Below are 11,839 nucleotides of genomic sequence, written 5' to 3'. Positions count from 1 at the left end.
ATCTAGTTTTGGTAGACAATTTGTCCCTTGCAGATGGTATATTTGACCTGCCCTTTTAAAGTTTCCCCGATAAATGGAGAATTGGCTGATTTTGAAGCGAAGTTTGGACCAACAGTACGATCAGCCTTGTCATCAAAGACAGTGATGTCCGCTGGACCATTTTCAGCCAAGTAGCCTGCTTCAAAGTTGTACAATTTAGCTGGATTGACAGTCATTTTTTCTAGTAATTCCATCAAGCTTAGTTCACCAGCTTCCACCAAATAAGTCAAACCAAGAGAAAGAGAGGTTTCCAAACCAGTCATACCAGATGGCGCTTTGGTGATATCTTCTACATTTTTCTCATCTGCATGGTGAGGCGCGTGGTCTGTCGCGATAACTGTGATAACACCTGACTTGAGACCTTCGATAACGGCACGACGGTCTGATTCCAAACGAAGCGGAGGGTTCATTTTGGCATTGCTACCTTGAGTTAAAAGAAGAGTTTCTGTCTTAGAAAAATGTTGTGGTGCCACTTCTGCTGTGACTTGGGCCCCCAAACCTTGAGCAAACTCTACTACTTTGACACTTTCCTCCTTAGACAAATGCTGGATATGAACGTGGGCCTTAGTTGCATGGGCAATCATGACATCACGCGCAATCATAGCGTATTCTGCTACACCTGTCGCACCACAGATCTTGAAGTGGTCTTTAGCGATGTTTTCGTTGAAACCAAGAATTCCATTCAAACCAGGATCTTCCTCGTGAAGACAAACAAAGGTACCTAGTTTCTTGGCGTTTTCCAAGGCTTCTTTGAGAACCTTGCTACTTTCAAGCGGGATACCGTCATCTGAGAAACCAACTGCTCCAGCTTCCAAAAGTGCCTTAAAGTCAGTTAAGTCTTGGCCATTAAAGTTCTTGGTAATAGTCGCAACCGTTTTGACGTTAATCTTTTCCTTGGCAGCAGACTGGAGAACTTCTTGCAAGGTCTCTACATCCGAGATGGTAGGGTTCGTATTAGCCATCATGACAACCGTTGTGAAACCACCTGCCGCTGCCGCTAGTGCACCGGTATGAATATCCTCCTTGTGGGTTTGACCAGGCTCACGGAAGTGAACATGAATGTCCACTAAACCAGGCGCTACTACTAGACCAGTCGCATCAATCACTTCTGCTCCTTCTCCCTTGATTTCAGGGGCAATTTTGACAATTTTTCCATCTTGGACCAAAACATCACACACTTGATCCAAACCAGACTTAGGGTCCATTACACGACCGTTTTTGATTAGTAGCATCTGTTTTCTCCTTTATTCATAAAAATCAACTTGGGTATCCAACAATTTATCCCCATCATAAACAAACTTGGCTGAGAAGAAGGGTTTATCCTCTAAGAGCCACTCAACAAAGGTGTGGTCACCTTCCCAAGTCGGCTTGCTCAAGACCTCATCATAGGGAACCCATTCTAAGGTCCCCTCATTGCAGTCAATCAAGTCACCCTCAAACTCTGTCACCTTAAATACATAAGTGTACCAGTCTAAATCAGGTGTGAACTCAGGAAAAGTGATAACGCCTTTTAGCACAGGCTTGGCTTTCAGACCTGTTTCTTCGAAGATTTCACGCGCCGCGCATTCCTGAGGCGTCTCTCCTCTCTCTAGCTTACCACCCACACCAATCCATTTGCCAGCATGGATATCATTGGGCTTTTTATTGCGATGGAGCATGAGTAGTTCTTTTCCGTTATCAATGTAGCAAATCGTCGCTAACTGAGGCATATTTTCTCCTTATCTAAGCCAATCGATTGGCTCTTGTCCTGTCTCTTCTAAAAATGCATTGGCCTTAGAAAAAGGCTTGGAACCCCAAAATCCTCTGTAAACAGATAACGGACTAGGGTGGGCTGATTCGATAATCAAGTGGTTAGGATTTGTAACCAAAGCCTTCTTCTTACGTGCATAGGATCCCCAGAGTACAAAAACGACTGGTCTGTCTAGATCATTCACCACCCGAATCACAGCATCCGTAAAGGGCTCCCAAATCTGCCCAGCATGACCGTTTGCCTGCCCAGCAGGAACGGTCAAACAAGCATTGAGAAGTAAAACTCCTTGCTCAGCCCAAGCTGTCAAATCATGGGATGCTTTAACTCCGACATCATCTGCTAATTCTTTCAAGATATTTTGCAAGGATGGCGGAGCTGGAATAGCATCTGGAACCGAAAAACTCAAGCCCTGCGCTTGACCTGGCCCGTGATAAGGATCCTGTCCCAGAATCACCACCTTAACCTCTTCAAGTGGCGTTGTTAACAGAGCCTGAAAAACCTTTTCCTTAGGTGGATAAACAGTTCCCTGAGCATAGACCTGTTCCATAAATTGATTGATTTTCCCGAAATAACCTTCAGGCAATTGCTCCTTAATCAAAGCATGCCATGATGAGTGTTGCATAAAGCCTGCTCCTTCATTTTTACTGCCTCTATTATAGCAAAAAGTGGCTATGGAAACCACTTTTTACAGTTTATCTAAAAATTAAATAAATCGACTATATATACGATTTGAATAAGTGAATGCGGTTTATAAAGAATGACTATTCTTTATAATTACTTTTTAAATCTTTGAGCATTTGACTACCTCTTTCAAAGATCATCTTTTCTGAAATATTTCGAAACATATTAAAATCCATTTCAGAAAAAGGAGTTTCTTTAGAAGCTTGCCATATGCTCTTTAAATAGTTTTTTTCTAAAAAGTCGTCAAAATTAGAAAACATTTGAAAATACAATTCATTCTCTTGGTGTAAAATCGCTCTTTTTAAAGGGTAATACTCCTTAATATTATTAACTTTTTGTTCGTAGGCATATTTTGCTACATGATCTAGGTATATATCAAAAAAGTCATGCGGAAAATCTCCCATACACCCATTACGATTCATATTGAGGCTATATTTTCGATTAGTAACATAATTCGGAAATATGTTTCCTATTACTCTAAGATTATCTACTTGTGAATCCCTTCTCCCAATATAATCTCCATCTTTAACTAATGATGGAGATTTCCAAGTAAAAATTAAATCTCCAGAGAAAATTTTTTTATCATAAAACTTAAAAAGAGATTGATAAATACTATTTGCTAATTGACAATTGTCAGATTTAAATTTATAATTCACAGCTTCATTAAAATCAACTTCAGAAATTTTAATGTACTCTTTAATAGTAATATCAGCATTTTTTGCGGTCATTAGCTTCTCTCCTTTAAAATGTAATCTTCTCAAGAGTATTTATATCCAAACAATCCAGTAAGTCTTGGTAGGAATGGACTTCGTAAGTCGGCTGAGCTTGCGTCTTGTTTTCCAGATGATAGGGATTGTACCAGACAGTATCGATCCCAGCATTATTGCCACCTTGAATATCAGCTGTTAGGGAATCTCCAATCATCAGGGTCTTTTCTTTATCAAATCCAGTAATCTGCTGACCAATTTTTTCATAGAATAGTGCATCAGGTTTTTGAGTTTGTAATTGCTCGGAGATGAAAACTTGATTGAAATAGGGAGCCAGACCTGATTGAGCCAAGCGCCCTGTCTGAATGGCAGTGATGCCATTTGTCGCAGAGTACAGGTCATAATCACGCTCAATGAGACTGTCTAAGAGTTCATGAGCACCTGAAAGAGTTTGTCCCTGCTGAGCGAGATAAAATTGGTAACGCTGGGCCAGTAAAGTACCGTCTTTCTCCAGTCCAAAATGATCAAACAATCGAGAAAAGCGCGTGTTAACCAGTTCTTGTTTGCTGATTTTCTTTTGTTCCAAGTCCTTCCAGAGAGCCTTGTTCATGGGAACGTAATAGTCTTTGTAGGCTTGAATATCCGCAACTCTTTCTTCTTTTAGAAGTTGTGTCAGAGCCACATCCTCAGCAGTATCAAAATCAAGCAAGGTGTGGTCAAGGTCAAAGAGTAGAAATTTGTAGGGCATTGAGTTTCCTTTCTGAGTGAGAAAAAGTCGCTAATATTTATTTGGGAAATATTCTTTTCCCAACTGCCATAAGTACTGATCAATCTCTTTAAGATTAAATTCTTCTAATCCGTAGTATTCTCTAAAAGCAATAATTATATTTTTAAATTTTTGATAATCTTTTAGGTCTGCATTCTTAAAGTTGAAAAATTTATCTTTTTTTCTAAAATATTTTAATACCTTTTCTACATAGCTATCATAAATAGGGTATTCTTTAGGGTTATGATGAGAACAGAATTTGGTAGAAAAAGAATAAAAATTTCTAGTGACTCCATTAATAGTAACATTTTGAATTTCATTGACTAAAGTTACATCACCTTGTTTCAACCTCTCGTCAATTTTAAGACTCAGAATATGCTCTGCAACTGGATAAACTGAAAAAATATTTGTGCTATAAAAATCATTTAATGTAGCAACCTTTAATAAGATATCAGAAATTTCTTCGTTACTTGGTAATAGCTCAAAAAACAATTTATCTAAAGCATCTTCTTGCAACTGATAATTTTTAAGATTTTTCCACGATTTTAAGTATTTTTCAACTTCAATGGCTGACGGTTTAGAAATAACAATTTCTGGTTTCTCTTTTCTGTTGTAGTTTCTTTGCATATCTATCACACTTCAAGTAGTTATTCAAAAGATTTGATAGATTAATTATAGCATATTACAAAAACGAATGGGTAACCTCTTTATTACCCCCTACCTCAATTCCTTGGCTATTCTGCTCTTTTCGAGTTTTCTCTTGGTAATTCGTTTCCATAAAACAAGTGGATTCAGACTATAGGATAATCGTAGGAGGTAATAATTGATCCATTCGATTAGGGCAAAAAGCTGTATTAGTGTGGCTAAGATGCCCACGTGGACACTCTGCATATTCCAGACTATAAAAGGAAAGCCTGAAATAAGTAAAACAAGGTCTAGTATTCTGAAACCAACATATAGTTTGGGAACACTTCTACTTCCGAACTGGGGTTTCGAGAGTCTTCTAATCAAAATCGCCCAATAGATTGACCCTTGAAGCAAAATAAATGTTAGTAAAGACAAAGGATAGAGAATGGTTACTAGACTATTCCAATCAGCAAGCCGATTTTTCAAAAGGAAAAAACAAAACCAAATGGATAGGACGGCTGTGAACTCTCCCAAACAAAGGGATACCAACTCTTTTCTAACTTTCTCTTTTTGTATGTGCATCATCTCACCCATCTATCTATCATCCTATATCAGAAAAAAGCCACTCGAAGCATTTTCTAGTCGACATTTCTCAGAATCAAGGCATTCTAAGCATCAAACAGTTCAATTCCTTTAATACCAATGTAATTCTAAACTTAGAATTACATGAAAATAAATGTTTTAGGACTATTCTAAGTCTATGATAGCCTTAAGTTTTAATTTTTGAAGGATTCTAAAGCTAAAATTGTTCAAAAATCACGAGAATGAAGCGATTCGAAGCTTAGAAGAACCTTTTGTAAACTTCATACGCACCTTAACTACTAGGACTTACAATTTTTCTGATGAGCTTTGAGTTTTTTCAGAGCCCAGTCATAGTGACTGGAGGTGCTACTGACAAAGTAGGAACCTAGACTTGTCCCTCCCGTCCACTTATAGACACCTTTTGTGAACAATTCGTCATTGCTGAAGCCTTCCATCAACTCTAAAACCTCTTTATGCGATTGATTGAGGAGTTTGGTTGCTTCTTCTAAGGACGTTCTCTGGTGCTTCTTCCAAAAAGCGACATTCATTTCCCCATAAGTTTTCCAATTATAAGGCTCAGGAAGAAAAGGTCGTTCATGTCCCTTTTGATTAGAATGTACCCAGGTTAAAAGTAACTGCTGCCATTCATAAAGATGGATCAGGACATCCCGCAGATTTTTATCTCTTTTCCAGTGAGCTTCTTTTTTCTTTTGGTCTTTTGAAAAATCAAAAGGAGTCTGTAGCTCCTCTTCACTTAATTTAGAGATAAAGTGATTGAACTTTTCATAGTTTTCCTTAGAGGCTAACACTAGCTCCTCTTTTGTTTTTGGTCTAGGCATAGGAGTTCTCCCTTCATTTTCAAGTAGAATAAGCTATTTTCTTACTTCATTATACCACAATCAAAAAGCAGTTCTTCATTTTACGAAAAACTGCTTTTACTGACTAGTTATTTTATGCTTATAGTCACTAGTTTACATATAAATCTCTAAAGCGACCATCCACTTCAGCTATCTGATAGAGCAAGTGGGCTAGTTCTTGATAATCTTCTTTTAAACATGAAAGATGGGCTTGGCCAAATAAAGTAGCCAATTCCTCTTTTAATCTTGCTCCTTCGGAATCATGGTCTTTTAAGAACTTACTGAGGTAGAGATTTCGAACAGCAGCAAGTTTAAAGCTGAAATACTGATGCAATAGTTTTTGCTCTGTATTTAAGCCATTTTCAGCAACTGCTTTTGCATAACATTCCAATACACCTCTTTGTCCATCCAGATATCGGGTCTTCATAATCCTTGCTGTTTCTTGGTAGATTTCAGTCTGACTAGGAGTCTTGACCTTCTTAAAATTTCCCCACATGGAGTAAGCTCCTCGCTTATAGTCAATAGCCTCCGCCTTCCAAGCTTCTATAATGTCATTAAAAGTAACCTTCATACAGGCAAAACCAGCTGGATCATGCAAATAAAGGTACTGATCATCAATGCCATACACGGTTACGAAGTGATCCACACCATAAAGGATTGTGTGATTGGGATTGTAGGTCAGATGCCCCATATCAAGAGGTCCCAGTACGACAGGTCCATTGGACAGAAAGGTTTCCAACTTTCCTTTAACCTCTTCCAAATCTACTTCCGATCCATCCTTTAGATAGAAGTCCTCATAGTCAAACCCAAGTATTTTTAAGGAATGAGAGATGGAAAGATCTGGCATTCCATTATCAAAGAATACTAGAGGGTGCTGCTCATCTTCCTTTACGATACTAGCGCCATTCCCCATCGCCATGATTGCCTCTAAAAAATCTGCTTTAAAGTCATAACCATAGGCGTCGAGTGCCATTGCCAATGAATAGCTATAGCAAAGTGACACATCTCCAAAATACATCTGCATATTCATGCCTCCTTATCTTCTATGGGACTATTATACCGAGAAAACTATTCGCATGCCCCATTAAATCCAAACAAAAAATATTGGTATTTGTGATTTACGGACATGAATGTCAACAATTAAAAACTCTGTAAAAGATACCTTCTACAGAGTCAGCTTTCCATCTTTATAAAAAATAGAAAATTATCTAGTCCTTGCTTACTGGTATCCAGAGTTGCATTTGATAGTCTGGTGACGACATGTCTCCCTCGGTATAGACTTCAAAGTCTGGCGCTCCTGAGTGGCGATAGCCAGTTTCTGGGAAAAAAATCTCTAGAACATATTTCCAAGCATTGTGAATGCTAGCTGGTATAGGACCTTTGACTGGGACGATAGCATATTCAGCTGCTGGGATATCTTTGATGGACAGACCTAGTTCTTCTGCTTTAGTTTTATCCGTCACATCATAAGCAGCCATATAGTTGATGATTTCGCCTTCTTTGACATCCGAGCAGACGCCAAAGGATTGGCCACTACCCAAACCTTCTAGCATTTCAAAACTGTGATGGGCATAGAGTTGATCCCAAGCAGACGGGCATTTGCTATTGTCAATAGCTTCCAATAGGACGCCTGCCACGATAAATGCAGGCTTCTTTTGAATCTTGATATCCATGTTCTTTCCTCCTGTGATTTTTAAGGATAATTGAAGCTTAGGAAAGACCCGATAAGGTTTTCCATTTCGAACTTCTGAGGGAGTTGCACCATGGAATTTCTTGAAAGCTGCGCTAAAGGCATCCGCAGACTCATAGCCGTATTTGAGTGCTATATCAATAACTTTCTCAGAGCTTTCCCGCAAGTCTGTCACAGCTTCTGACAGCCTGCGATTGCGCAAATATTCTGCTAAAGTCGTATCTGCTAGGATGGAAAAGAGCCTGCTAAAGAGAGCATAAGAATAGCCCGATAGCTGCTGGAATTTCTGCAAATCCACTTCTGCGTCCAACTTGCTTTCCAGATATTCCATGGTTCGATTGAATTGATGCATCATATTCTTTTTCACCTCCTGATTAAAGTCTAACAGATATCAGATACTTCCGCCCCAGAATCTTTGTACAAGATTTAAAGGTTCAATTTTTACAACTTCCCCTTTAATTTCTCAACAAAGAGATAGGCTGCTGGGCAGGTCAAAGTATTTTTGATTGTCAGATGATTAATTTGATAAATCTTCTTACGATCTGTATGAGGGAACTCGCGGCAAGCCTTTGGTCGAACGTCGTAGATGGAGCAGAGATTATCTCCTCCTAGAAAGGGGCAAGGCATGGATTTGAAAACCTTATCTCCATCTTCATCAACTTGTAAAAACTCTGCTTCAAAGGCTGGTAATTTCATCTTAAAGTACTTAGCAATACGGGTAATATCGGCTTCCTTAAAGTCAGGCCCCAATGTCTTGCAACAGTTCGCGCAGGCAGTACAATCAATCTCAGCAAAAACTTCTTGGTGAATCTGCTGGGCAATCTTATCTAAGTTTTTAGGAGGTTTTTTCTTTAGATTAGCTAACACTTTGCGGTGCTCCTTCTGCTTTTGCAGTGCTAGTTGGTGGTAGTACTCAATATCAATCTCTTTAGACATAATTTCTTCCTAATACAAATGTTTTTGTCTATTATACCATAAACTCTGCCCCCTTTTTTCCCTCTGAATAGAAAAAAGCCCTTCGGAATAAATCCGGAGGGCTTAAAACGTTGTTAAATCAACGACCGAACTTTTGAATTTCAAGGTTCGGGATAAAATAGTTCACTGAACTATTTTATTTTTTCAAGTTGTAGAATGATTTCAATCCACGGTATTCAGCTACTTCACCAAGTTGGTCTTCGATACGAAGCAATTGGTTGTATTTAGCAATACGGTCTGTACGTGAAAGTGAACCAGTCTTGATTTGTCCTGCGTTAGTTGCAACTGCGATGTCAGCGATTGTTGAATCTTCAGTTTCACCTGAACGGTGTGATACAACAGCAGTGTAACCAGCTTCTTTCGCCATTTCAATAGCGTCGAATGTTTCAGTAAGAGTACCGATTTGGTTAACTTTGATAAGGATTGAGTTAGCAGCACCTTCTGCAATACCTTTTTCAAGGTAAGAAGTGTTTGTTACGAAGAAGTCGTCACCAACCAATTGAACTTTACCACCAAGACGTTCAGTAAGAGCTTTCCAACCGTCCCAGTCGTTTTCATCCATACCATCTTCGATAGTGATGATTGGGTATTTGTTTACCAATTCTTCAAGGTAGTCGATTTGTTCTGCAGCAGTACGTACAGCAGCGCCTTCACCTTCAAATTTAGTGTAGTCGTAAACTTTACGTTCTTCATCATAGAATTCTGATGAAGCACAGTCAAATCCGATAAATACGTCTTTACCAGGAACATATCCAGCAGCTTCGATTGCAGCAAGGATAGTTTCGACACCGTCTTCAGTTCCTTCGAAACGAGGAGCGAATCCACCTTCGTCACCTACGGCTGTTTCCAAACCACGTGATTTAAGGATTTTCTTAAGAGCGTGGAAGATTTCAGCACCCCAACGAAGAGCTTCTTTGAATGTTGGTGCACCAGCAGGTACGATCATGAATTCTTGGAAAGCGATTGGAGCGTCAGAGTGAGAACCACCGTTGATGATGTTCATCATTGGAGTTGGAAGAACTTTAGTGTTGAATCCACCAAGGTAGCTGTAAAGTGGGATTTCAAGGTAGTCAGCAGCAGCACGAGCTACAGCGATAGACACACCAAGAATTGCGTTTGCACCCAATTTACCTTTGTTAGGAGTACCGTCAAGTGCGATCATAGCACGGTCGATAGCTTGTTGGTCACGTACATCGTAGCCGATGATAGCTTCAGCGATGATGTTGTTTACGTTGTCAACAGCTTTTTGTGTACCAAGACCACCGTAACGAGATTTGTCACCGTCGCGAAGTTCAACTGCTTCGTGTTCACCAGTAGAAGCTCCTGATGGAACCATACCACGTCCGAAAGCACCTGATTCAGTATAAACTTCTACCTCAAGTGTTGGGTTACCGCGTGAGTCTAGGACTTCGCGAGCGTAAACATCAGTAATAATTGACATTTTTTACTCTCCTTTGAGTTAAATTTTTTACACCTCTATGATACCTTAAAAATAAGCGTTTTTCAAGAAAAAACGTTATCTTTGTGCAAATTTTCCTTAACTTTATAAAGTAATCGCTTTCTTTTGTCTGTTTTCATGCGATTTTTGTGATATACTGTTTTTATGACAGATTTATCAAAACAACTACTAGAAAAAGCTCATGGCGGGCCGAAATTAAACCCTGACGAACAACGCCGCTACCTCGGTACTTTCGAGGAAAGAGTTCTTGGATACGCGGATGTTGAGACGGCCAATAGCCTTCAACTCCAAAAAGGATTTTTAACGATTTTGGAAAACTTTCAAGAAAAGACAGAGAGTCTTTTTGTGAAGATTTCGCCAAATATCGAGTTTGACAAACAAGTATTCTACTTAAAGGAAGCTAAGGAAACCAATAGTCAAGCAACGATTGTATCAGAGGAACACACTTCTTCACCTTTTGGCTTAGTTATCCATTCAAATGAACCCGTTCAAGTGGATGAAAAGGATCTTCGACTGGCTTTTCCAAGCCTCTGGGAGGTTAAACAGGATGAACCAGTTAAAAAATCCATCTGGAAAAAATGGTTAGGTTAATCCTTCCTCATATTTAATAAATGACCGATATTAGTAGCTGTGTGCTCCAAATAGAGACTTGCATTTTTCAAACTATTCTCTAAAGGTTCACATTTCTCTAAAATGGAAAAGGCAGCTTCTATATTTTCAAATGGTAGGGGAGGCAAATCGTCAGCAAGACTACCACAAATAGCAATAACTGGAACTCTGTTAGGGGTTCTTTTTGCTACGCCGATAGGAGCTTTTCCAGCAAAGCTTTGACTGTCCAGTCTGCCTTCTCCAACGATAACCAAGTCGGCACCTGCAACTTTCTTGTCAAAGTCTATCAAATCCAAGCAAGTATCAATCCCAGATACGATACAGGCCTTAGCAAAGGCACAGAGTCCAGCAGCAATACCGCCACCTGCCCCTGCTCCTTTAAGAAATAGGGTAGAAGGCGATAATTTTTCATAGAACCGCTGCATAGCCAGATCTACTGTCTCAAATAAAGCAGGATCCAAGCTCTTTTGTTTTCCAAATGTATAGGTCGCTCCTTGATGACCACATAAAGGGCTCACGACATCTGCTAAAATGCGAATTTTCACATCTTCAGGAATCCTATACAACTCACTGTCTGAAACTGACTCGAACTCAAGCAAAGTCTGACCGCAAGCTGGTAATTCCTTTCCATTCTTATCATAAAAACAATAACCCAGACCAGCAGCAATGCCTATCCCACCGTCATTACTAGCCGTACCGCCAACGCCGACATAGATATCTTTCATTCCTTGATCAATGAGATGGCGAATCAATTCTCCGATACCGCGAGTTTGGATGTGGAGAGGGTTTCGTTTCTCCTGCGGAATCTTTCCAAGACCAACCAAGTCAGCAACTTCGAAGAGCGCTATTTGATCTTTTTGAAAATAGCGCATTGATACTTTTAGCCCAAAAGGCCCCGTCACCTCTTGCCATTTTTCTTCGAGTTCAAGAGAATGGCGAATAGCATCTACAGTTCCTTCCCCACCATCACCAACAGGACAGAGCAGACATTCTACATCCGATATTGACTGTTCGAAGCCTTTTTTTATAGCTTGAGCGACATCTTCTGCTGTCAAACTTTCTTTAAAAGAATCAGGTGCGATTACAATTTTCATAGT

General features: G+C 39.6%; 14 protein-coding genes. 1 reads left to right on the top strand and 13 read right to left on the bottom strand.

What is annotated here, in order from left to right; translation table 11 throughout:
• Positions 1-2 precede the first annotated feature (2 nt).
• From HMPREF9189_RS06045 to eno, 12 genes are all read right to left on the bottom strand, one after another.
• Positions 3-1,271, bottom strand: coding sequence for a dihydroorotase (locus HMPREF9189_RS06045; protein ID WP_000924519.1), 1,269 nt, complete (start codon positions 1,269-1,271; stop codon positions 3-5).
• Between the two features lie 12 nt (positions 1,272-1,283).
• Positions 1,284-1,748, bottom strand: coding sequence for an 8-oxo-dGTP diphosphatase (locus tag HMPREF9189_RS06040; RefSeq protein WP_001135753.1), 465 nt, complete (start codon positions 1,746-1,748; stop codon positions 1,284-1,286).
• Positions 1,749-1,757: 9 nt separating this feature from the next.
• The gene (locus HMPREF9189_RS06035; RefSeq protein ID WP_001164852.1) at positions 1,758-2,411 is read right to left on the bottom strand and encodes a uracil-DNA glycosylase; all 654 of its coding nucleotides are present in this window, start codon (positions 2,409-2,411) and stop codon (positions 1,758-1,760) included.
• A 139-nt stretch (positions 2,412-2,550) separates the two neighbouring features.
• Positions 2,551-3,198 carry a hypothetical protein gene (locus HMPREF9189_RS06030; protein ID WP_050356387.1) on the bottom strand — a complete coding sequence of 216 codons (648 nt, stop codon included), beginning with the start codon at positions 3,196-3,198 and terminating at the stop codon, positions 2,551-2,553.
• A 13-nt stretch (positions 3,199-3,211) separates the two neighbouring features.
• Positions 3,212-3,925, bottom strand: a complete 714-nt coding sequence (locus HMPREF9189_RS06025; protein WP_001146410.1) for a YjjG family noncanonical pyrimidine nucleotidase — start codon at positions 3,923-3,925, stop codon at positions 3,212-3,214.
• Between the two features lie 30 nt (positions 3,926-3,955).
• Positions 3,956-4,570, bottom strand: a complete 615-nt coding sequence (locus tag HMPREF9189_RS06020; RefSeq protein ID WP_001189513.1) for a hypothetical protein — start codon at positions 4,568-4,570, stop codon at positions 3,956-3,958.
• Positions 4,571-4,660: 90 nt separating this feature from the next.
• Positions 4,661-5,164 carry a hypothetical protein gene (locus HMPREF9189_RS12530; RefSeq protein ID WP_000504313.1) on the bottom strand — a complete coding sequence of 168 codons (504 nt, stop codon included), beginning with the start codon at positions 5,162-5,164 and terminating at the stop codon, positions 4,661-4,663.
• A gap of 287 nt (positions 5,165-5,451) precedes the next feature.
• Positions 5,452-5,991 (bottom strand): ClbS/DfsB family four-helix bundle protein, encoded by a 540-nt coding sequence (locus HMPREF9189_RS06010; RefSeq protein ID WP_001137893.1) that lies wholly within the window; start codon positions 5,989-5,991, stop codon positions 5,452-5,454.
• A 127-nt stretch (positions 5,992-6,118) separates the two neighbouring features.
• Entirely contained in the window at positions 6,119-7,033 is a 915-nt protein-coding gene (locus tag HMPREF9189_RS06005) for a hypothetical protein (protein WP_001178516.1), read from the bottom strand.
• Positions 7,034-7,217: 184 nt separating this feature from the next.
• Positions 7,218-8,054, bottom strand: a complete 837-nt coding sequence (locus tag HMPREF9189_RS06000) for an AraC family transcriptional regulator (RefSeq protein ID WP_000972227.1) — start codon at positions 8,052-8,054, stop codon at positions 7,218-7,220.
• Positions 8,055-8,140: 86 nt separating this feature from the next.
• Complete coding sequence (locus HMPREF9189_RS05995; RefSeq protein ID WP_000031477.1) at positions 8,141-8,635, bottom strand: YkgJ family cysteine cluster protein; 495 nt, start codon at positions 8,633-8,635, stop codon at positions 8,141-8,143.
• A gap of 175 nt (positions 8,636-8,810) precedes the next feature.
• The gene (gene eno / locus HMPREF9189_RS05990) at positions 8,811-10,115 is read right to left on the bottom strand and encodes a surface-displayed alpha-enolase (RefSeq protein WP_000022823.1); all 1,305 of its coding nucleotides are present in this window, start codon (positions 10,113-10,115) and stop codon (positions 8,811-8,813) included.
• Between the two features lie 162 nt (positions 10,116-10,277).
• On the opposite strand from eno, the gene HMPREF9189_RS05985 reads away from it, so the two are divergent.
• Positions 10,278-10,724, top strand: a complete 447-nt coding sequence (locus HMPREF9189_RS05985; RefSeq protein WP_000131103.1) for a DUF1694 domain-containing protein — start codon at positions 10,278-10,280, stop codon at positions 10,722-10,724.
• Here HMPREF9189_RS05985 and HMPREF9189_RS05980 read toward each other — a convergent pair.
• Positions 10,721-11,836: a glycerate kinase gene (locus tag HMPREF9189_RS05980; RefSeq protein ID WP_000706391.1), complete on the bottom strand. Its 1,116-nt coding sequence runs from the start codon at positions 11,834-11,836 to the stop codon at positions 10,721-10,723. The genes HMPREF9189_RS05985 and HMPREF9189_RS05980 overlap by 4 nt on opposite strands.
• Positions 11,837-11,839 lie beyond the last annotated feature (3 nt).

Source organism: Streptococcus sp. oral taxon 071 str. 73H25AP (assembly GCF_000146755.1).
Taxonomy (GTDB): Bacteria; Bacillota; Bacilli; order Lactobacillales; family Streptococcaceae; genus Streptococcus; species Streptococcus oralis_T.
This window is presented reverse-complemented; position numbering and strand designations above follow the sequence as displayed.

Excerpts from the sequence above, each read along its gene's own strand:
- HMPREF9189_RS06045 (WP_000924519.1), bottom strand. The coding sequence starts at position 1,271 with ATGCTACTAATCAAAAACGGTCGTGTAATGGACCCTAAGTCTGGTTTG.
- HMPREF9189_RS06040 (WP_001135753.1), bottom strand. The coding sequence starts at position 1,748 with ATGCCTCAGTTAGCGACGATTTGCTACATTGATAACGGAAAAGAACTA.
- HMPREF9189_RS06035 (WP_001164852.1), bottom strand. The coding sequence starts at position 2,411 with ATGCAACACTCATCATGGCATGCTTTGATTAAGGAGCAATTGCCTGAA.
- HMPREF9189_RS06030 (WP_050356387.1), bottom strand. The coding sequence starts at position 3,198 with ATGACCGCAAAAAATGCTGATATTACTATTAAAGAGTACATTAAAATT.
- HMPREF9189_RS06025 (WP_001146410.1), bottom strand. The coding sequence starts at position 3,925 with ATGCCCTACAAATTTCTACTCTTTGACCTTGACCACACCTTGCTTGAT.
- HMPREF9189_RS06020 (WP_001189513.1), bottom strand. The coding sequence starts at position 4,570 with ATGCAAAGAAACTACAACAGAAAAGAGAAACCAGAAATTGTTATTTCT.
- HMPREF9189_RS12530 (WP_000504313.1), bottom strand. The coding sequence starts at position 5,164 with ATGGGTGAGATGATGCACATACAAAAAGAGAAAGTTAGAAAAGAGTTG.
- HMPREF9189_RS06010 (WP_001137893.1), bottom strand. The coding sequence starts at position 5,991 with ATGCCTAGACCAAAAACAAAAGAGGAGCTAGTGTTAGCCTCTAAGGAA.
- HMPREF9189_RS06005 (WP_001178516.1), bottom strand. The coding sequence starts at position 7,033 with ATGCAGATGTATTTTGGAGATGTGTCACTTTGCTATAGCTATTCATTG.
- HMPREF9189_RS06000 (WP_000972227.1), bottom strand. The coding sequence starts at position 8,054 with ATGATGCATCAATTCAATCGAACCATGGAATATCTGGAAAGCAAGTTG.
- HMPREF9189_RS05995 (WP_000031477.1), bottom strand. The coding sequence starts at position 8,635 with ATGTCTAAAGAGATTGATATTGAGTACTACCACCAACTAGCACTGCAA.
- eno (WP_000022823.1), bottom strand. The coding sequence starts at position 10,115 with ATGTCAATTATTACTGATGTTTACGCTCGCGAAGTCCTAGACTCACGC.
- HMPREF9189_RS05985 (WP_000131103.1), top strand. The coding sequence starts at position 10,278 with ATGACAGATTTATCAAAACAACTACTAGAAAAAGCTCATGGCGGGCCG.
- HMPREF9189_RS05980 (WP_000706391.1), bottom strand. The coding sequence starts at position 11,836 with ATGAAAATTGTAATCGCACCTGATTCTTTTAAAGAAAGTTTGACAGCA.